Consider the following 20,663-nt stretch of genomic DNA (forward strand, 5'->3'; position numbering starts at 1 on the left):
AACCTATGCGCTCGCGGGTGCCGACGGAATCCTCCCGTGGGCGGAGTTTCGGGCGCAGCGCTACAGCACCAGGATCAGCAGCGGGACGGCGACGCTGGTGGCCACCGCGGCCAGGCCCATGCACAGGGCGCTGAACGCGCCCTCGGTCCGACTCTCCTGCAGCGCCCGGGCCGTGCCGATCCCGTGCGTGACGCTGCCCATCGCGATGCCGCGGGCGCGCTGGTCGGTGACGCCGATCCGGTCGAGCACCCACGGACCGAGGATGGCACCGGTGATGCCGGCCAGGATCGTCAGGGCCGCGGTGAGCGCCGGGATGCCACCGATCTGCGTCGAGAGCGCCAGCGAGACCGGGGTGGTCGCGGCCTTGGGCGCCATCGTCAGCTGCAGCTCCCGACTGCCTCCTGCCAGGTCGGTGACCCAGATCGCGCAGACCACCGAGACCAGCGTGCCGGCGACCACGCCGAGCAGGACCGGCAGCGCTGCTCGGCGTACGAGGTGCCACTCCTGGTGCAGCGGCAGGGCGAGGGCGACGGTGGCGGCACCGAGCCAGAAGCTGATGTACGAACCGCCGACCATGAACTCGGCGTAGCTGACGTCGGTGAGCTCGAGGAACGTCACGATCACCACCATCGCGACCAGGACCGGCTGGAAGACCGGGCTGCTCGTCCGGGCGTGCAGCCACCGACCGAGGACGTAACCACCCACCGTGAGGGTGACCCCGAGCAGCGGCGAGGTGCTCAGCCAGTCCCAGGTCTCGGCGCCGTGGAGGTTCACCGGCGCTCCCTGACCAGGCGCAGCAAGGTCGAGGCGACCAGGCCGGTGACGACGAAGCCGACCAGCCAGGACACCCAGAGGCCGGCGGCCAGCGGCAGCGCGTTGTCCCGGACGGTGCCGAGGTAGACGACGATGCCGACTCCGGCCGGGATGAAGAGCAGGTTCAGGTGGCGCAGCAGCAGGGCGGGGGCCGCGACCAGCGGCGAGGACTCGGCGGGTCTGCGGATCCGGAGCAGCACGAGGAACAGCACCATCCCGACCACGGGACCGGGGAACTCGATCCCCGTCAGCCGCACGCCGACCTCGCCGGCGAGCTGACAGCCGAGCAGGACCATGAGTCCCTGGAGGACAGGGGTGTTGTGCGGCACGGGCGTCAGTGTTTCAGGCCGGCCAGCGGGCAGCGACCCCGCGCCGGTGACACCCGGTGAGATGGGTGTCCACGATGCCGCTGGCCTCGAACAGGGCGTACATCGTCGTCGGTCCGACGAACGCGAAGCCGCGCTTCTTCAGCGCCTTGGACAGCGCGAGAGATTCCGGTGAGGTGGTCGGCACCTGGGAGGTGTCCGCGGGCCTCGGCGTCCTCGCCGGGGCGAACGACTCGATGAACGCCTCCAGCCCACCGTCGGCGCGGAGCTCGACAGCGGCGCGCGCGTTCGTGCGGACCGAGGCGACCTTGCCACGGTTGCGGACGATGCCGGGGTCCAGGAGCGCCTCAGCCAGGTCCGCGTCGGTCATCGCCGCGACGCGGTCGACGTCGAAGCCGAGGAACCGGCTCCGGTAGTTCTCGCGCTTGTTCAGGATCGTCAGCCAGGACAGTCCGGCCTGCGCGCCCTCCAGCGAGAGCCGCTCGAACATGGCGGACTCTCCCAGGATCGGCACGCCCCACTCGGTGTCGTGGTAGTCGCGCAGCACCCCGGGAGCACTTCCCCACGGGCAGCGGGCGATGTCGTCCTCGCTGCGGACCGCCTTCGTCATCCGCGTTTCATCATCCGGACGTTCGGCAGCACGGGCGCCGGGATCGGCGGCATCAGGTCGGCGGAAGGCAACGAGAACCTGTCGGAACGTCCGCTCTCGACCAGGCTCTGCCACTGCTCGCGGTACTCCACCACCTCGTCGTGATCACGCCCGATGAAGTTCCACCACATGACGATCTTCTCGCCGAACGGCTCGCCGCCGAGCACGAGCAGGAGGGAGTCCTCCTGCGCGACGATCTCGATGTCGTCCCCGCGCGGCGCCAGGTAGCCGAGGTCGTTGAGCTCCAACGGCTTGCCGTCCACCGTGACAGCACCGGTGTCCAGCAAGATGCCGTGCTCGAAACCGGGGTCGACGGGGATCCGCAGCGTGGTGCCCGCCCGCATCCGCAGCTCCGCGCCGACCAGCGGTGAGAACGTGCGCACCGGGGACCGCGTGCCCAGCAAGGAGCCGAGGAAGACCCGGGCCTGCCAGCCGTTGCCGTTGACCGGTTGGGGGGTGAAGTGCTCGAAGTTCGGAGCCGTGTGCCGGTGCGCGTCGGGCAGGGCCAACCAGAGCTGGGCGCCGTGCAGCAGCGACGTGCCGGGACTGGAGTACTCGGAGTGGCTGATCCCGCGACCGGCCGTCATCAGGTTGACCTCACCGGGGCGGACCAGCGCCTTGAACCCGGCCGAGTCGCGGTGCTCGATCTCGCCGCTGAACAACCAGGAGACGGTCTGCAGACCGGTGTGGGGGTGCGGCGGCACGACCATGCCGCCGTGCGGCCCGACCGCATCCGGGCCGTAGTGGTCCACGAAGCACCAGGCGCCGATGAGCGTGCGCTGACGCTGGGGCAGGGTCCGGCGCACCGTCATGGCACGCAGACCCCCCAGCGGCACTTCGCGCGGCCTCAGGGACTCCATGGGAGGTAAGGGTGCCATGCAGCACGCCTCGGTACCGTATCCACGCCGCCGATTGTGGGTTGCGACGTCGTACGGCGTCCGATTTGGGCGGGTGTCCTAGCGACCGCGACGTCCGCTGAAGGCCGCGGCGCTATGGCCGCCACCGTTCGACCCCGATCCCGATCCGCCGCCGGAACGGTTGCGACGGGGGCGGCCCGAGCCCTCCGAGCCACCGCTCTTCGGGGCTGCGGAACCGTTGCGCGAACCACGACCACCGCTAGAGGCCGACCCGCTGCGCGAGCCGTTCTTGGCGCCACCGCTGCGCGACCCGCCGCCCGACCGACGCGGACGCTGGCCGCCACCCGAACGCTGCTTCTCCTCGGTCGCGATGCCGAGCCCGCCGGGGACCAGGACGCGCTCGCCCGGGGCGAGCTCGCGGAGGAACTCGTGGTGGGGGCCGCTGACCTTCGTGGTGGTCGGCTTGATGCCGGCCGCCCGGGTCAGGTCGCGCACGTCGCGGACCTGCTGGTCGGTCATCAGCGTGATCACCGTGCCTGCGGCGCCGGCGCGCGCCGTACGGCCGGAACGGTGCAGGTAGGCCTTGTGCTCGGCCGGCGGGTCGGCGTGGATCACCAGCGCGACGTCGTCGACGTGGATGCCGCGGGCGGCGATGTCGGTCGCGACCAGCGTGGTCGCCTTGCCCGAGTGGAACGCGTCCATGTTCCGGGTGCGCGCGTTCTGCCCGAGGTTGCCGTGGAGCTCGACGGCGGGCACGCCCTTGCTGTTGAGCTGGCGGGTCAGCGCCTTCGCACCGTGCTTGGTGCGGGTGAAGACGACCGTGCGGCCGGGCGCACTCGCCAGGTCCACCAGGACCGGGACGCGGTGCTGGTGCTCGATGTGCAGCACGTGGTGGTCCATCGCGGCGACCGGCGACTGGGCCGAGTCGGCCTCGTGCGTCTTCGGGTCCACGAGGAAGCGCTTGACCAGGACGTTCACGCCCGCGTCCAGGGTGGCGGAGAACAGCATCCGCTGGCCACCGGCCGGGGTCTTGTCGAGGAGTCGGCGTACGGCGGGCAGGAAGCCGAGGTCGGCCATGTGGTCGGCCTCGTCGAGGATGGTGATCTCGACGTTGGACAGGTCGCACAGGCCCTGCTGGATCAGGTCCTCGAGGCGACCGGGGCACGCCAGGACGACGTCGACCCCGGCCTTGAGGGCCTGGGCCTGCGGGTTCTGCCCCACGCCACCGAAGACGGTGCGGGTCTTGAGGCCGGCGACCTCGGCGAGCGGGGCGAGGGACGCCTCGATCTGCAGGACGAGCTCGCGGGTCGGGGCCAGGACGAGCGCGCGCGGGCGCTTCGGCTGACGCCGGGAACCGGACTCCATCAGCCGGGCGACCAGCGGGAGCAGGAACGCGTAGGTCTTGCCGGAGCCGGTACGGCCGCGTCCGAGGACGTCGCGACCGGCGAGGGAGTCGGGCAGGGTCGCTGCCTGGATGGGGGTGGGCTCGGTGATGTCGAGCTGCGCCATCGTGGCAACAAGATCTCCGGGCACGCCAAGGACTGCAAAAGCATTGGTGGACAAAGTTGATCGCTATCTCATGTGGTGTCTCACCACGGCCGCGACCCGGATGATCTCCGGAGAATCGCGTTGGTCGTTCGCCGGCACGGAGCCCCTCGCGGTGCTGCGACGTGCCATCAGGACCGAGGTAAGACTGGGCGATCCTTGTGACTCAAGATTACCGGGTCGCGGTCCGTTTCGAAGAATCGTGCTGGCCGATCCGGGTGTGACCTGCGACTCTCGTGCGGTGCCGGACGACCTCTCCTACGACGCGATCGTGACCAGGCTGCGCGCGGCGGGGTGCGTGTACGCCGAGGACGAGGCGGCGCACCTGCTCGCTGCCGCCGACGCTGCCGACGACCTCGCCGCACTGGTCGCGCGCCGGGTCGCGGGCGAACCGCTGGAGTGGGTCGTGGGCTGGGCGTTCTTCGGCACCGAGGACGGCGAGGGCATCCGGGTCGCCGTCACCCCCGGGGTCTTCGTCCCCCGGGGCCGGACGATCGAGCTCGCGCTGGCCGCGCTGGAGCGCCTCTCCCCCGGGGACACCCTCGTCGAGCTGTGCTGCGGAAGCGGGGCGATCTCGGCGTACCTGGTCGACCGGGTCGACGACCTCGACGTGTGGGCGGCCGACATCGACCCGGATGCTGTTGCATCCGCGCAGCACAACCTGCCCGGGGCACGCGTCGTCGTCGGCGACCTGTTCGAGCCCCTGCCGCCGGCACTGCGAGGCACCGTCGCAGTCCTGGTGGCGAACACCCCGTACGTGCCGAGCGATCAGGTCGCGCTGATGCCGGCCGAGGCCCGCGACCACGAACCGCTGCACACCCTGGACGGCGGGCCCGACGGCCTGGCACTGCTGCGCCGGATCGCCTCGGAGGCGTCGACCTGGTTGCGCCCCGGGGGCAGCGTGCTGATCGAGATCGCCGAGAGCCAGTTCGACGCCGCGCGCGTCGCGTTCGAGGCGGCGGGACTGGTCACGTCCGGCCTGATCGACCCGGACGGGACGACGGTGATCGTGGGCCTGCGGAGCTAGGGGCGCTCGCTCGGGTCACCAGTCGCCGAGAGGTCTGGGATGTCCCACCCAGCCACGTCGAGAGGTCTGGGATGTCCCGCGGGACAACGCCGAAGGGGCTCAGATGTCTCGCAGGACAGCGCCGAAAGGGCTCAGATGCACAGTCGGCTGGGACATCTGCGCCCGCTCGGCGCACCAGGCTGGGACATCTGGGCCCGCTCGGCGTACCTGGGCGGGACATCTGGGCCCGCTCGGCGTACCTGGGCGGGACATCTGGGCCCGCTCGGCGTATCAGTCGCCGGTGGTGCGGTGCTCGTACGCCGCGCGGGCGCCGTGGTCGAAGTCGGTGAACATCGTGTCCATGCCGGTCTTGCGACCCATCCAGCGCTTCGCGCGGTTCGGCATCAGGCCCCACTGCGCGGCCGAGATCGCCATGGACGGCGGAACCGTGGCGATCGGGCGGTGCCTGCCCAACAGGGCGACCACGGCGGCGGCGACCTGCTCGGGTTGGATCGGCGGGCTAAGCTTCGGCGGGGTGGTGCCGTCGATGAGACCGGTGCTCGTGAACGACGGCAGCACCGCAGCCACGCGGACGCCCTGGCCGGAGAGCTCGGCGTCGAGCGCCTCGGTCAACGACAGGACACCTGCTTTGGTGGCGGAGTACACGGCCGCACCGGGTGCGGCGATCTTGCCGGCCAGCGAGGCGATGTTGACGATCTGACCACCACCGGCGGCGATCATCCGGGGAGCGACCTCGTGGACGCCGAGGATGACGCCGCGCAGGTTGATGTCGAGCTGCTTGAGCTGACCTTCGAGCGGCACGTCGAGGTGCTTGCCGATGACCATGATCCCGGCGTTGTTGACCAGCCCGTCGATCCGGCCGTACTCGGCCTGCACCTTGTCGAGGAAGCCGGCGAACGACTCCTGCGAGGTGACGTCGAGCGGGAGACCGAGGCCGCCGTAGGCCTGGGCGGATCGCTGCGCCAGCTCGGCGTCGAGGTCACCGACGGCGACCCGGGCGCCGGCGGCGGCGAGCGCCTTGGCGGTGGCTTCACCGATGCCACGCGCACCACCGGTGATCGCGACGACCTTGTTGCGTACAGAGCGAGCCATCAGATGTCCTTCCGCGCCTTGCGGCGAGCTGCCTTGAGCTGGGCGATGACGACGACCCGCATGGCGGCCATGTAGGCCTTCGTGCGGGACGGGTAGGGGGTGGCGACCCGCTGGGTCGTGGTGGTCTGCGACTCGGTGAACCGCAGGATGCCGTCGGCGGCGTGCCGGCGACCGACCCCGCTCGCCTTCATCCCGCCCATCGGGGCGGACAACGAGGAGATGGCCGAGAGGTAGCCGTCATTGATGTTCACCGCACCCGCCCGGATCGCGTTCGCGACCTTCTGGGCCTTCGCGAGGTCCTTGCCCCAGACGCTCGCGGACAGGCCGTACTCGGTGTCGTTGGCGCGGGCGATCGCGTCCGCGTCGTCGACGACGGGGTAGACCGAGACGACCGGGCCGAAGGTCTCCTCGGCGTACAGCTTCATCCCGGGACGTACGCCGGTGATCACCGTCGGCTCGAAGAAGAACGGACCGAGGTCGGGGCGGTGCCGTCCACCCGAGGCGACGACCGCACCCTGGGCGACGGCGTCCTCGACGTGGTCGCGGGTCACCCCGAGCTGCTCGGCCGAGGTGAGGGACCCCATCTCGACGTCGTGGTCGTAGGACGCCCCGATCTTGATCCGGGCGGTCTCCGCGACGAGCTTCTCGACGAACGTCGGGTAGAGCGACTCGTGGACGTAGATCCGCTCGATGCCGATGCACATCTGTCCGGCGCTGGCGAAGCACGCCTGCACCGCCCCGGTCACCGCGGCGTCGAGGTCGGCGTCCTCGCGGACGACCATCGGGTTCTTGCCGCCGAGCTCGAGCGAGGTCCCGATCAGGCGTTCACCGGCAGCGGCCGCGAGCCGCCGTCCGGTGGCGGTGGAGCCGGTGAAGGCGAGGTGGTCGACGTTCTCGATGATCGCCTGACCGAGCTTGCTGCCCGGGCCGGCGACGACCTGCCAGATCTCCGCCGGCACCCCGGCGCGGACGGCGAGCTCGCGCGCCGCGAGCAGCGTCATCGGCGCCTGCGAGTCCGCCTTGGACAGCACGGCGTTGCCAGCGATCAAGGCCGGGACCACGTCGCCGACGGCGAGGAAGAGCGGGTAGTTCCACGGGGCGATGACCCCGACCAGCCCCTTGGGGTGGCGGGTGACACGAGCCCTGACGACCCCCGGTACGCCGGAGCGCACCGAGCGCGGTGCGAGGTAGTCCGCGCTGGCAGCACCGTAGTGCGCGGCGACCAGCGGGACCCCGAAGGTCTCGATGCCCGCGTGGATCCGGGACTTGCCCGTCTCCCACTGCACGAGGTCGGTGAGCTTGTCGCGCTCCGCGACCATCAGCTCGCCGAACTTCAGCGCGATCCTCGTCCGCTCGGACAGCGGTCGCGCTGCCCAGGCAGGTTGGGCCGCACGCGCCCGGGTCGCAGCGAGGGCCACGTCGGCGGCGGAGGACTGCGGGACCGGGGGGAGCAGCGCGCCGGTGAAGGGCTCGACTGCTTGCGCGGTGTCGTCGCCCGAGGTGGTGACCTGGGCTGCGTAGCGCGCGATGTCGGCGGAGGTCAGGTGCGGCGGGAGCTGGGCCTGGGCGGGGTTGGCGCGCCTCGGCAAGCTCGACGACCGGGGGATCGACGACCGAAGGGGGTTCGAGGACCGGCTGAGGATGCTCACGCCACCCGACCCTCACGCTTGAACGCCCGCAGCGCAATGGGGTGCATCCGGAACTTTCCGGGGAGCTTGGCGTAGACCGGGTTCAGCGCGCGGCTCAGTTTCGCGAACCGCTGGTACCTCCGCTCGCGCTGCGGGTCCCACGGGAGGCCGAGGATCTCGCGACCGCGCTCGGGCATGCCGCCGATGGTGATGGACGAGCTGATCGCGTTGATCGGGCCCTTGACCACGAACCACACCGGCGCCGGGATCCGCTTCGGCCGCGGCCATCCCTTGGTCGCGTAGCCGACTCCGTACGCCGCGGTGCGGTGCGCGACCAGGCGCTCGTCCAGCGCGTGCTGCCAGTAGGCGTCGAACTCGGCCCAGGTGGTCGGCACGGAGCGGGCGCTGACGCCGTACCGCTGGAACCAGGTGATGTGCTCGCCGATGATCTGGTCCTTCTCGGCATCGCTGAGCGGACGGATAAAGGTCTCGGTGGCGACGACCAGGTGCTCGACGAAGGTCGCGTGCGCCCAGTAGTAGGTGTCCGGGTTGAGCGCGCTGTAGCGGCCGCCGTCGGGGAGCTTGCCCTTGATGTGCTTGTGGAAGTCGCGGACCTCGTGGCCGGCCGCGACGCCGTCGACGCCGTACACGGTGTTGAAGATCGGCGGGATGCTGCGCTGCAGGCGGGCCAGCGTCTCGGCGAACCAGACGGAGTGGTCCTCGACGCCCTGACCGAGCGACGGAAGCATGTTCTGCAGAACTGCGGCGCGCGGTCCGAGCAGGGCCATCCGGTTGTCGGCGAAGAGCTGCCAGGTCAGCGAGTCGGGGCCGAGCGGAAGGGCCTTCGTCTCGGCAGGCTCGACGACCGGGGCAGGCGCGACGACCGGGTCCGGGGTCTGGGCAAGCGTCATGAGCCGATGATACATTGATACAGATTTGTTTCAATGCGTCTCGACAAGCTCGACGACCGGAACTGGAGTGCCCGTGACGACGACGTCCGATCCCACCACCGCACTGAAGACCGTCGGCGGCCCGCGGGTCGGCCTCCCGCACCTGCTGAAGATGCGGCGCGACCCGATCGGTCACAACGACCTGATGCGCGCGAAGTACGGCGAGGTCCTCAAGCTCAACGTCTTCGGCACCACGCTCTACGCCTGCTACGGCATGGACGCCGCCGAGCAGATCCTGATCAACCGGGACCGCGCGTTCGTCAACGGCCCGGCGTGGTCGCACTTCATCGGTCCGTTCTTCCACCGCGGGCTGATGCTGCTGGACAACGAGGAGCACCTGCACGACCGCCGGATCATGCAGGCCGCGTTCACCAACGACGCGATGCGCCGCTACCACGCGGTGATGGTGCCGCACATCCGCTCGGGCCTGGAGGCGTGGGCGGACGTGGAGAACCCGCGGATGTACGAGCTGTTCAAGGACCTCACCCTCGACCTGGCACTGGAGACCTTCGTCGGCGTGGAGCTCGACCGCGCCGAGAAGGACCGGATCAACAAGGCGTTCATCGCCGCGGTCCGGGCCGGCACGTCGATCGTGCGCGCGAACGTCCCGGGCACTCCGTGGGCCAAGGGCCTGGCGGCCCGCAAGGTGCTCGAGGACTTCTTCTTCAAGAACCTTCCCGCCAAGCGGCGCGACGGCGGCGACGACCTGTTCGCCCAGCTGTGCACCGCGACGTCCGAGGACGGCGAGGTGTTCAGCGACGCCGACATCGTCAACCAGATGATCTTCCTGCTGATGGCGGCGCACGACACCACCACCATCACGATGAGCTCGATGGCCTACCACCTGGCCCGCTTCCCCGAGTGGCAGGAGAAGGCCCGCCAGGAGGCGCTCGCCGCCACCGATTCCTACGACTCGATCACCGCGTGCGAGCTGCAGGACCGGATCATGAAGGAGTCGCTGCGCCTGTGCAGCCCGGTGCCCTCGCTCCCCCGGGTGGCCACCCGCGAGGTCGCGGTGAACGGCTACCGGATCCCTGAGGGCGCGTTCGTCACCGTCTCCCCCTTCTACAGCCACTTCGACCCGGAGTACTGGCCGAACCCGACCCACTTCGACCCCGACCGGTTCGCCGAGCCTCGCCGCGAGGACCACGGCCACCGGATGGCCTTCCACGGGTTCGGCGGTGGCGTGCACAAGTGCATCGGCATGTTCTTCGCCGGCGTCCAGGTGCGCGCGATCTTCCACGAGCTGCTGACGACGTACCGGTGGTCGGTTCCCGCGGGCTACGAGTGGCCGCTCGACCTGGTAGCACTGCCGTTCCCGCGCGACCGCCTCCCCGTGACGCTGGAGAAGCTGTGACGTCAGGCATCCTGGACGCCGCGGAGCGGGTCTTCACCCAGTACGGCGCCCGCCGCGCCAACGTCGAGGACGTCGCTCGCGCCGCCGGTATCAGCCGGAGCACGCTCTACCGCGCCTACCCGACCAAGGAGGCCCTGCTCCAGGCGGTGCTCGACCGCGAGATCGACGAGTTCTTCGACCAGCTCGACCTGGTCGCCTCCGACCTGCCCCCGCGCGAGGCGATCGTCGAGTGCTTCACCGCCGGTATCGCGCTGACCCGGGAGATCCCGTTGCTGGCCCGGCTCGTCGAGACCGAGCCGGAGATCATCACCGGCATCGGCGGCGCGACCCCGACGAGCGCGGTCCTCGGCTCGGCCCACCGCGTCGCCCGGACCCTGCGACGTAGCGGCGCCACCATGCCCGAGGAGGAGCTGTACGTCGTGGCGGAGCTGATGCTCCGGATCGCCTACACCTACATGCTCAACCCGCACGGCACCGTCGACATGACCCGGGACGACGCGGTGCGCGACTACGCGCGCCGGTACCTCGCACCCCTCGTGCACTGAGAGGTCACCCGCCGGGGCCGGTCCGTACCGTGTTACCTGGACGCAACGTGCGTCGGCGAAGGTGGGCGCATGTCGGTCAAGGTCTCGCTCGAGCATCGGACGTCGTACACGTTCGCGCGCCCGGTGAACGTCGGGCCGCACGTGGTCCGGTTGCGACCCGCTCCGCACTCGCGGACGCCGATCGAGGCCTACTCGCTGCAGATCGAGCCGAGGAACCACTTCCTCAACTGGCAGCAGGACCCGTTCGGGAACTGGCAGGCACGGATCGTCTTCCCCGAGAAGGTCTCCCGGCTCGAGATCAACGTCGGCGTGGTGGCCGACCTGATGGTGGTCAACCCGTTCGACTTCTTCGTCGAGGAGGCCTGCGAGACCTTCCCGTTCGACTACGAGCCCGGCCTGGCTGCCGACCTGGCCCCGTACCTCGCACCCGTCGAGGACCCCGACGGCGCGGTGGACGCGTGGCGCCGGAGCCTCCCCCTGCCGCACGCGGGCATGAGCACCACCGACTTCCTGGTCGCGGTCAACGCCGCGGTGAACGCCGCGGTCGGCTACTCGGTGCGGATGGAGCCCGGGGTGCAGGAACCGGCGTACACGCTGAGCAGCGCGATCGGTTCGTGCCGCGACAGCGCGTGGCTGCAGGTCGCCGTGCTGCGGCAGTACGGGCTCGCGGCACGGTTTGTCTCCGGCTACCTCGTGCAGCTGGCCGCGGACGAGAAGAGCCTCGACGGACCGAGCGGGCCCGAGGAGGACTTCACCGACCTGCACGCCTGGACCGAGGTCTACGTGCCGGGGGCAGGCTGGATCGGGCTGGACCCGACCAGCGCGCTGTTCGCCGGCGAGGGCCACATTCCCCTGTCGGCGACACCGCACCCGTCGACGGCCGCGCCGATCGAGGGACTCGTCGACCCGGTCGAGGTGGAGTTCGCGTTCTCCAACGTCGTCCGGCGGATCCACGAGGACCCGCGGGTCACCAAGCCCTACTCCGACGCGCAGTGGGTGCGGATCGACGCCCTGGGCGAGGCGGTGGACCTGCGGCTGCACGAGGGGGACGTCCGGCTGACCATGGGCGGGGAACCCACGTTCGTCGCTCTCGACCCTGCCGTCGACGAGGCCGAGGCGGCGCAGTGGGCGACCGACGCCGACGGCCCGCAGAAGCGGCTGCTCGCCGGGCGGCTCGCCGAGTCGCTGCGGACGGCGTACGCCGGCAACGGCGTGGTGCACCGGGGCCAGGGGAAGTGGTACCCGGGCGAGGACCTGCCCCGCTGGAACATCGCCCTGCAGTGGCGCTCCGACAAGGAGCCGCTCTGGCGTGACCACACGCTGCTCGCCGACCCGTGGGACCCGGCGGCTGCCGTCGAGGACGCCCCGCGTCGAGCGGCCGCGCTCGCTGCCGAGGTCACCCGCGTCCTCGGGCTGCCCGCCGACCAGCTGCTGCCCGCCTTCGAGGACCCGTTCGCCGTGGTCGCCGCGGAGGCGCTGCTGCCCGCGGGACCGCGGCCCCGTCGAGATCCCGTGCGCACCGAGGCGGCCCGGGACCTGATCGCCGAGCTCGATGCGGACACGTCGATCCCGACCGGGCACGTGCTGCCGCTGACCACCGGCGAGGACGGCTGGACCGCTCCGCGCTGGCGCTTCCGTCGCGGCAGGTTGGTGCTCCTTCCCGGCACCTCACCGGTCGGGCTCCGGCTGCCTTTGAGCTCCATCGCCTGGACCGAACCGGACCCGCCCGGGGAGCCGTCCTACCTCCGGGCGGGCGGACCGCCGCCCCCGGGCGTTCCCCCGGTCGAGGTCGTCGAGGCCGAGGGCGCGGAGACCACCGCCCTCGCCTTCGAGGGCCGCGAGGGGTTCGTGCACGTCTTCCTGCCGCCCACCGTCCTGCTCGAGGACTACACCGCCCTGCTCGAGGTCGTCGAGCAGGCCGCGGCGGCACTCGCCCAACCGGTCGTCATCGAGGGCTACGGGCCGCCTCCGGACCCGCGCGTGGTGCAGCTCGTCGTCACCCCGGACCCCGGCGTGATCGAGGTGAACGTGCAGCCGGTGTCGTCGTGGGCCGAGCAGCGCGAGCTCACCACCACGTTGTACGACCTGGCCCGGCGCACCCGACTGAGCACCGAGAAGTTCGACCTCGACGGCACCCACACCGGCACCGGGGGCGGAAACCACATCACCCTCGGCGGCGCCCAGCCCATCGACTCCCCGCTGCTGAGGCGCCCGGACCTGCTCACCAGCATGGTCGGCTACTGGCAGCGGCACCCGTCGCTGTCCTACCTGTTCTCCGGGCGGTTCGTGGGCCCGACCAGTCAGGCGCCCCGGTTCGACGAGGGCCGTCCCGAGGCCGTCTACGAGATGGAGATCGCTCTCTCCGAGATCAGACGGCAGTGCGAGATCGCGGCCCTCGCCAAGGACGACGCCCGCCCGTGGATGGTCGACCGGGCGCTGCGCCACCTGCTGACCGACCTGGTCGGCAACACCCACCGCTCCGAGTTCTGCATCGACAAGCTGTACTCCCCCGACTCCAGCCGGGGTCGGCTCGGCCTGCTCGAGCTGCGCGGTTTCGAGATGCCCCCGCACCCGCAGATGGCGTTGGTGCAGGTGCTCCTGGTGCGCTCCCTGGTCGCGATGCTCTGGGAGCGCCCGCAGACCGATCCGCTCGTGCGCTGGGGCACCGCGCTGCACGACGAGTTCCTGCTCCCCCACGGCGCGACCGCCGACATCCGGGCCGTGGTCGCCGACCTCAACGCGCACGGCATCGAGTTCGAGACGTCCTGGCTCGACCCGTTCACCGAGTTCCGCTTCCCGCGGATCGGTGTCGCCCAGGCCGGTGGGGTCGAGCTCGAGCTGCGCGCCGGTATCGAGCCGTGGCTGGTCCTCGGGGAGGAGGCGACCTCCGGCGGCACCGCACGCTACGTCGACTCCTCGCTCGAGCGGCTCCAGGTCTCTGCTCGTGGATTCCAGCCCGGCCGGCACCTGATCACGTGTCAGGGTGTACCCGTGCCGATGACCCCGACGGGGACGGCGGGCGAGTTCTACGCCGGCGTCCGCTACCGCGCCTGGCAGCCGTGGTCCGCCCTGCACCCCTCGATCGAGGTGCACGTTCCCTTGCACTTCGACGTCGTGGACCTGGCGTCGGCGACGTCGCTGGGCGGAGCGACGTACCACGTCACCCATCCGGGCGGCCGTTCCTACGAGCAACCGCCGGTGAACGCGCAGTCAGCCGAGGCACGCCGTTCCAGCAGGTTCGAGGCTCGCGGGCACACCCCGGGCACGATCGACGTCGGAGCCCTGCGGGACGCCGCGCTGCGCGCCGCGAACCAGGAGTACCCGCGCACCCTGGACCTGAGGCGAGTCCCGACCAGGAGCTGCTCGTGACCGTCCTGCGCGACTACGCGGCTGCACTGTCGCAGCCGACGCTGACCGGGGCGGTGCTCCGCTACGACGAGGTGGTCGCCCCCGACGGCACGCTGCGCCCGAGCTGGAAGGGTCTGGCCGACCTCGCAGTCAGGCTGACCCCCGGTGACCTGGCACGGCTGGACAACGAGATCAGGCAGTTCCTCAACAACGACGGCGTCACCTACGCGCGGCCCGGTCAGGTCTCGGACGCCTGGCAGCTCGACCCGGTGCCGCTGGTCATCAGTGCCGCCGAGTGGGCCCCGCTCGAGGTCGGCCTCGCCCAACGGGCCGAGCTCCTGAACGCGATCCTGGTCGACCTGTACGGCGAGCAGACGCTCCTGCGCGAGGGCGTGGTGCCGGCGGAGGTGGTCTTCGGCCACTCCGGGTTCGTCCGGACGATGGCGCGCACCACCGGGACCGACTCGCGCCCCCTGGTCATCGCTGCCGCCGACCTCGGGCGCACCCAGGACGGGACCTGGACTGTGCTGTCGGACCGGGCCCAGGCACCGTCGGGGATCGGCTACGCGCTGGAGAACCGGCGCGTGATCTCCCAGGTCCTCCCCGAGCTCTACCGCGAAGCCGGCCTGCACCGGGTCCGACCGTTCCTCGACGCGTTCCGGTCGGCGCTGATCCAGACCGCGGACGTCGACGTGGTCGACCCGCGCATCGTGGTCCTGTCCCCCGGCACCCACTCCGAGACGTCCTACGACCAGGCGAACGTCGCGGCCAGCCTCGGCTTCCCCCTGGTCCGCGGCTCCGACCTGGTCGCGCGCCAGGGTCGGGTCTACCTGCGCGCCTACGGCGGCACGATGGAGCAGGTCGACGTGATCCTGCGCCGGGTCGACGCCTCCTGGAGCGACCCGCTGGAGCTGCGCGCGGACTCCCAGCTCGGCGTACCGGGTCTGTCCGAGGCGATCCGCCGGGGCACCGTCCGGATCGTCAACGGCCTCGGCGCCGGGGTTCTGGAGAACCCGGGCCTGCTGCCGTACCTGCCCGCGGCGAGCGAGGCGCTGCTCGGGGAGTCGCTGCGGTTGCCGACCGTCGCGACCTGGTGGTGCGGCGACGCTGACGGGCTGGCCCACGTGGTGCCCCGTCTCGGCGAGCTCGCGATCCGCGCGATCGACCGCCCGGGCACCGACCTGGCCGGACCGGACGCCGATCTGGACGAGGTACGTCGACGGGTCGTCGCCGAGCCGCACCGGTTCGTCGGCCAGCAGCGGCTGACGATGTCGCAGGCGCCCTCGTTCGGGGGCGCGTCGCTGGAGCCGCAGGCCCTGACGCTGCGGACCTTCACGCTGCGGTCCGGGTCGGCGTACCGACCGATGGTCGGGGGACTGGCCTCGACCCAGGACGTCCACCGGCTCCGGGCATCCAGCAAGGACGTCTGGATCCTCAAGGCGAACCCCGAGGAGGCCGACGCCGAGGTGCTCACCCTCGCCTCGGTGCAGGCGCGACCGGCCGTGGTTCCCCGTGCCCTCGACGACCTGTACTGGTTCGGCCGCTACCGCGCTCGCGCCGAGGACACCCTGCGGTTGCTGCTGGCCGCGCACTCGCTGAACGAGGACTTCAAGTCCCGGCCCTCCTCCACCGGCGGGCGGGCGAGCCGGGTGCTGCTCGATGCCCTCGCCGGGGTACCGGTGGACTCCACCGAGGTCGACCAGCGCCTCCGCACGATCCTGCTCGACACCAGCCGGCCGAGCACCGTGGCCCAGTCGTTCTCCGCGCTCCGCGACTGCGCGCAGAGCGTCCGCGACCAGCTCTCGCTCGACGTCTGGAAGGCGTTCGGCGCCTTCGACCGGGCATCGTGGGAGCTGGTCCGCCACGAGCACAGCTACCAGGTCTCCGAGAGCGCCGGCCGGATGCTCAACGCGACGCTTGCGCTGCACGGCGTCACGTCCAACATGGTGCGCGACGAGGGCTGGCGGATGATCCGCATCGGCGGCTGGCTCGAGCGCGCCATGCAGGTCGCCCAGCTGCTCCGCCTCGTCATCGTGCGCAACGGTCTCGACGTCGACCGGATGGTGCTCAACCAGGCGCTGCTCGCCGCGGACAGCGCCGTCACCCACCGGCGCCGGTACCGCGGCTACGTGCGCCCGCGGACGGTGCTCGACCTGCTGCTCTTCGACGACGAGAACCCGCGCTCGGTGGAGTTCGCTCTGACCGAGCTGCGGCGTCACCTCGGCGCGCTGAGGGCGTCGACCGGGTCGACCAGGCCCGAGCGGCTGCTCGAGGAGCTCATCGAGGAGTGCCGGACCGCGGACCTCACCTCGATGGTCGCCCTCGACGGCGAGACCCGCCCTTACCTGGTCAAGCACCTCGACCAGCTCAGCCGGCAGCTGGTCCGGCTGGCCGACTCGATCGCGAGCGTCCACTTCGAGACCGCGCCGCGGATGCGCCCGCTCGGCCCGATGGCACCCCCGGGTGGGCCGGCGGTGAGCACCCCGTGAAGTTCCGTGTCTGGCACCGGACGACGTACACCTACGACGAGCCGGTCACCGACAGCCTCGGCGTCGGCCACCTCACCCCTCGGGCGCTCCCGTGGCAGAACGTCGCCTCGCCCACCGTCACGATCGAGCCGGTGCCGGCCGACCTGACCCACGAGGTCGACTACTACGGCAACTCCACCACCTACTTCCAGGTGACCCAGCCGCACACCGAGCTCCGGGTCACCGCCAGCGCCGAGGTCGAGTCGCTGACACCGTTCTACGACGACCACGCACTCGCCCAGCCGTGGGAGGACGCCGTGCCGACCCGGCGGCGCGACGCACCCGAGGCCTGGCGGGCCGTCGACTTCGCGCTGGAGTCCAGCCAGGTCGCGCACACCGAGCGTGCCCGGGCGTACGCCGCGCAGTCGCTCACCCCCGGGCGACCCGTCGGCGAGGCGGTCACCGACCTGGTGCACCGGATCCACGTCGACTTCGCCTACGAGGTGGGGGCGACGACGGTGACCTCGACGGTGGACGAGGTCTTCGACAAGCGCGCCGGGGTGTGCCAGGACTTCGCGCACCTGACGATCGCCTGCCTGCGCACCCACGGGCTGGCAGCGCGCTACGTCAGCGGGTACCTCGCCACCGAACCGCCGCCGGGACGCGAACGCATCGTCGGCGCTGACGCCTCGCATGCCTGGGTCTCGGTCTGGGTACCTGGGACGGAGAACTGGCTCGCGGTCGACCCGACCAACGACCAGTGGGTCAACGACCGTTACATCACTGCAGCCTGGGGACGCGACTACGGGGACGTCCCTCCCCTCAAGGGTGTCATCTTCTCCGACGCCACCACGTCCACGCTGACCGTCGAGGTCGACGTGGCTCCGCTCCCCTGACGAATCGAGTTCCCGGCTTGAAGGCCTACACCTGTCGCGTGTGCGACCGCCCGCTCTACTTCGAGAACTCCCTGTGCGTCTCGTGCGGGACCGGGCTCGGGTACTCGCGCTCCGAGCGGGCGATCGTCCCGGTCGACGCCGACGGCCGGTACGTCGACCAGTCCGGCCTGGTCTGGTGGGTGTGCCGCAACCTCAACCTGTCCGGCTGCACCTGGCTCACCGAGATCGAGGGAGATGCCTGCTTCTCCTGCACCCTCACCCGGACCCGTCCGGCCGACGACGACCTGGCCGGACTGGCGGCGTTCCACGCCGCGGAGCAGGCCAAGCGGCACCTGGTCGCCGAGCTCGACGTCCTCGGACTGCCGATCGTCGGTAAGGACACCGACCCGGAGAATGGGCTCGCCTTCGATCTCCTCAACGGCCTGGAGGAGAAGGTGACCATCGGGCACGACGAGGGCGTGATCACCATCGACGTCGCCGAAGCCGACGACGCCCGACGGGAGAAGGTCCGGGTCCGGCTGGACGAGCCCTACCGCACCATGCTCGGTCATTTCCGGCATGAGGTCGGCCACTACTACGAGTGGCAGCTGGTCCGCGGCGACCTGATCGCTCGGTGCACCGAGCTGTTCGGCGACGAGAACGCCGACTACCAGGCAGCCATCGACCGGCACTACGCCGAGGGTCCTCCCGCCGGATGGGAGGAGAGCTACATCTCGACGTACGCGACCATGCACCCGTTCGAGGACTTCGCCGAGACCTTCGCGCACTACCTGCACATCTCCGACACGGTCGAGACGGCCAACGCCTTCGGCCTCACCACCGTCGACCCGGCAGCGTTCTCGGTGTTCCGCGACCTCGTGGTCGGGGTCTGGGTGCCCCTGTCGGCGGCGCTGAACCAGATCAACCGCAGCATGGGTCGCAACGACCTCTACCCGTTCGTGATCCCGGACCCGGTGCTCGACAAGCTGGAGTTCGTGGCGTCCCTAGTGGCGCACGCCGATCCGGGCGTGGAGTCGGCGTAGCGGACCGGGCGCCCACCAGTTCGCCTCGCCGAGCAGACGCATCAGCGACGGCACCAGCAGTGCGCGGACGACGGTCGCGTCGATCACCACCCCGAGTGCGACCCCGACCGCGATCTGCTTCATGAAGAACACCGGGCTGACCGCGAAGGCTGCGAAGACGACCGCGATCATCACGGCGGCGGCACTGATGATGCGGCCGGTGCGCGCGACGCCGTTCGCCACGGCGTCCTCGTTGCTCATTCCGCTGTCACGCAGCTCCTTGATCCGCGCCATCACCAGGACCGCGTAGTCGGTGGCCAGCGCGAACGTCACCGCGAAGAGGAACACCATGCTGGTCATCTCGACCTTGTACGGCCCGGGGTAGTCGAGCAGATCCACCAGGAACTTCTTCTCGAAGACGATCACGAGAATGCCCAGCGTCGCTGCGAGCGTGAGCGCGTTCATGAGCAACGTCTTGATCGGGAGCAGCACCGAACCGGTGAGCAGGAACAGCAGCACCACGGTGAGCAGCACGATCAGGCCGAGCGCCAACGGCGCGTTGCTGACCAGGCTCTTCTTGTAGTCCAGGAAGCTGGCGGTGTTGCCGGCCAGCAGCAGGTCGGTGTCGGGCGGCGGGCTGAGTGCTCGGATGTCACGGACGGCCTGTTGGGCAGCGGGCGAGAGCGCCGGGTCGTCCAACGAGACCGTGGTGAACCAGGCGTCGGCGGAGGCCTGCGTGAACGGAGCGACCTCGTCCACACCGTCGATGGCCGCGATCTGCCCGGCAAGGGCCTGGCCGTCCGCCGCGGTCGCCTTCCCGCGCAGCGTCACCGACACACCTTCGTAGACGACCCGCGGGTAGTGCGCCTCGAGGTACTTCACGACCTCGTAGGACTGCTGGCCCGGCGGCACCACCTCGGCGCTCGGACCCGTCAGGTGGGTCGAGACCAGCGGCGAGGCGAGGCCGAGCAGCACCGCACTCGTCGCGATCGCCACCAGCGCGGGGCGCTTCATCACGCCGCGGGCGACCTTGAGCCAACGCGTGGAGGTGTCGCTCACCGCAGGACCGCGGCGGATCGACCACGTGTTGATCCGGGGCCCGAGGACCACCAGGATCGCCGGCGCGACGAACAAGGCCATCACGGTCGACAGGATGCCGACAGCGGCACCGGCAGCACCGACCGAGTAGAGGAAGCGCTGCGGCATCACCATCAGTGCCGCCAGCGCGGCAGCAACGGTGAGGCCGGAGAACATCGCCGTCCGACCGGCGGTGGAGATCATCCGGCGGTGGGCCTCCTGGGTGAAGCCGGCGACGGCCGTCTCCTCCCGGTGGCGCGAGACGAGCAGCAGCGCGTAGTCGACGGCAAGTCCGAGGCTGAGCGCGGTGCCGATGTTGAGCGCGAACACCGAGGTGCCGACGAACTCCGACATCACCCGGAGCACGAACAGCGTGCCCACGATGGAGAGCACGCCGATGACCAGCGGCACGGCCGCGGCGACCGCGCTGCGGAAGACGAGGAGCAGCAGAATGGCGAGCAGCGGGAACGCGATCAGCTCGGCGTTCGTCAGGTCCTTCTTCGTCTGGTCGTTGACCTCGTTGAAGCCGGGGGCGTAGCCGCCGTACCCGAGGTCGAGAAGGTCGGAGCGGACGTTCTTCCGGACCGACTCGTCAGCCAGGCCACCCTTGTCCTCCAGGTCGTTCGTCGCCAGGTAGGCCGCCAGCACGATCGACTTCCCGTCGTCCGCGACGAGCTCCCGGGCCTGCGGGCCTGCGGTCAGCGGGTTGACCGCCTGGCCGACGTACGCGGACTCGCCGAGGCGTTGGGTCAGCCGGGCGACCTCGGCCTGCACCGCGGGGTCCTCCACGTCGAGGCGACCGCCGTCCTTGGCGCGGACGACGACGACCAGCCCCGGCTCGGCGGAGAACCCGCGCGCCCCCGCGAGGACGTCCCCGGCGCGCTGGCTCTCCGAGGCCGGGTCGGTGAACCCGGCCGCCTTGAGGTGATGCTCGACGTCGTGACCGAAGAAGCCGGCGACCGCGGCGAACAGCAGTGCCGCCCCCAGGATCTTCCGGGGGTGGTTCCAGGTCAGGTCGGCGATGCGCTCCAGCATGGGCGGCACGCTAGCGCAGTCAGTTCCCTTTGGGAACCCACTCGGCGTA

At 70.8% G+C, this 20,663-nt stretch carries 16 protein-coding genes; 7 read left to right on the forward strand and 9 right to left on the reverse strand.

Annotation, left to right across the window (positions count from 1 at the left end):
• Positions 1–60: 60 nt before the first annotated feature.
• From ABIE44_RS06215 to ABIE44_RS06235, 5 genes are all read right to left on the reverse strand, one after another.
• Positions 61–774, reverse strand: coding sequence for an LrgB family protein (locus ABIE44_RS06215; RefSeq protein ID WP_209720659.1), 714 nt, complete (start codon positions 772–774; stop codon positions 61–63).
• Complete coding sequence (locus ABIE44_RS06220) at positions 771–1,142, reverse strand: CidA/LrgA family protein (protein WP_209720656.1); 372 nt, start codon at positions 1,140–1,142, stop codon at positions 771–773. The genes ABIE44_RS06215 and ABIE44_RS06220 overlap by 4 nt, the downstream gene beginning before the upstream one ends.
• 13 nt (positions 1,143–1,155) lie before the next feature.
• Positions 1,156–1,749, reverse strand: coding sequence for a DNA-3-methyladenine glycosylase I (locus tag ABIE44_RS06225; RefSeq protein ID WP_209720653.1), 594 nt, complete (start codon positions 1,747–1,749; stop codon positions 1,156–1,158).
• On the reverse strand, positions 1,746–2,648 hold the full coding sequence (locus ABIE44_RS06230; protein ID WP_354437884.1) for a pirin family protein: 903 nt from the start codon (positions 2,646–2,648) through the stop codon (positions 1,746–1,748). Before ABIE44_RS06230 ends, ABIE44_RS06225 begins: the two co-directional genes overlap by 4 nt.
• A 96-nt stretch (positions 2,649–2,744) precedes the next feature.
• A complete protein-coding gene (locus ABIE44_RS06235) occupies positions 2,745–4,178 on the reverse strand; it encodes a DEAD/DEAH box helicase (RefSeq protein ID WP_354437885.1) in 1,434 nt (477 codons plus the stop codon).
• Positions 4,179–4,431: 253 nt separating this feature from the next.
• On the opposite strand from ABIE44_RS06235, the gene ABIE44_RS06240 reads away from it, so the two are divergent.
• Positions 4,432–5,217 (forward strand): putative protein N(5)-glutamine methyltransferase, encoded by a 786-nt coding sequence (locus ABIE44_RS06240; protein ID WP_354437886.1) that lies wholly within the window; start codon positions 4,432–4,434, stop codon positions 5,215–5,217.
• Between the two features lie 270 nt (positions 5,218–5,487).
• On the opposite strand, the gene ABIE44_RS06245 is transcribed toward ABIE44_RS06240, so the two are convergent.
• From ABIE44_RS06245 to ABIE44_RS06255, 3 genes are read right to left on the reverse strand one after another with little or no spacing between them, the layout of a single operon-like run.
• Positions 5,488–6,309, reverse strand: a complete 822-nt coding sequence (locus ABIE44_RS06245; protein WP_209720640.1) for an SDR family NAD(P)-dependent oxidoreductase — start codon at positions 6,307–6,309, stop codon at positions 5,488–5,490.
• Positions 6,309–7,958 carry a succinic semialdehyde dehydrogenase gene (locus tag ABIE44_RS06250; RefSeq protein WP_209720637.1) on the reverse strand — a complete coding sequence of 550 codons (1,650 nt, stop codon included), beginning with the start codon at positions 7,956–7,958 and terminating at the stop codon, positions 6,309–6,311. Before ABIE44_RS06250 ends, ABIE44_RS06245 begins: the two co-directional genes overlap by 1 nt.
• Positions 7,955–8,848, reverse strand: a complete 894-nt coding sequence (locus ABIE44_RS06255) for an oxygenase MpaB family protein (protein WP_209720634.1) — start codon at positions 8,846–8,848, stop codon at positions 7,955–7,957. The genes ABIE44_RS06250 and ABIE44_RS06255 overlap by 4 nt, the downstream gene beginning before the upstream one ends.
• Before the next feature lie 73 nt (positions 8,849–8,921).
• Between ABIE44_RS06255 and ABIE44_RS06260 the strand changes: the two genes are divergently transcribed.
• The 6 genes from ABIE44_RS06260 (at position 8,922) to ABIE44_RS06285 (ending at position 18,523) form a co-directional block, all read left to right on the forward strand.
• Positions 8,922–10,244 carry a cytochrome P450 gene (locus ABIE44_RS06260; protein ID WP_209720632.1) on the forward strand — a complete coding sequence of 441 codons (1,323 nt, stop codon included), beginning with the start codon at positions 8,922–8,924 and terminating at the stop codon, positions 10,242–10,244.
• Positions 10,241–10,789, forward strand: coding sequence for a TetR/AcrR family transcriptional regulator (locus tag ABIE44_RS06265; protein WP_209720629.1), 549 nt, complete (start codon positions 10,241–10,243; stop codon positions 10,787–10,789). Before ABIE44_RS06260 ends, ABIE44_RS06265 begins: the two co-directional genes overlap by 4 nt.
• A gap of 69 nt (positions 10,790–10,858) precedes the next feature.
• Positions 10,859–14,158, forward strand: a complete 3,300-nt coding sequence (locus tag ABIE44_RS06270) for a transglutaminase family protein (protein WP_209720626.1) — start codon at positions 10,859–10,861, stop codon at positions 14,156–14,158.
• Positions 14,155–16,626, forward strand: a complete 2,472-nt coding sequence (locus tag ABIE44_RS06275) for a circularly permuted type 2 ATP-grasp protein (RefSeq protein ID WP_209720623.1) — start codon at positions 14,155–14,157, stop codon at positions 16,624–16,626. The genes ABIE44_RS06270 and ABIE44_RS06275 overlap by 4 nt, the downstream gene beginning before the upstream one ends.
• On the forward strand, positions 16,623–17,501 hold the full coding sequence (locus ABIE44_RS06280) for a transglutaminase family protein (RefSeq protein ID WP_209720620.1): 879 nt from the start codon (positions 16,623–16,625) through the stop codon (positions 17,499–17,501). The genes ABIE44_RS06275 and ABIE44_RS06280 overlap by 4 nt, the downstream gene beginning before the upstream one ends.
• 38 nt (positions 17,502–17,539) lie before the next feature.
• The gene (locus ABIE44_RS06285) at positions 17,540–18,523 is read left to right on the forward strand and encodes a zinc-binding metallopeptidase family protein (RefSeq protein ID WP_354437887.1); all 984 of its coding nucleotides are present in this window, start codon (positions 17,540–17,542) and stop codon (positions 18,521–18,523) included.
• Here the strand turns inward: ABIE44_RS06285 and ABIE44_RS06290 are convergent.
• On the reverse strand, positions 18,485–20,614 hold the full coding sequence (locus ABIE44_RS06290; protein ID WP_209720614.1) for an MMPL family transporter: 2,130 nt from the start codon (positions 20,612–20,614) through the stop codon (positions 18,485–18,487). The genes ABIE44_RS06285 and ABIE44_RS06290 overlap by 39 nt on opposite strands.
• Positions 20,615–20,663: the final 49 nt, after the last annotated feature.

This window comes from Marmoricola sp. OAE513 (assembly GCF_040546585.1).
Taxonomy (GTDB): domain Bacteria; phylum Actinomycetota; class Actinomycetes; order Propionibacteriales; family Nocardioidaceae; genus Marmoricola.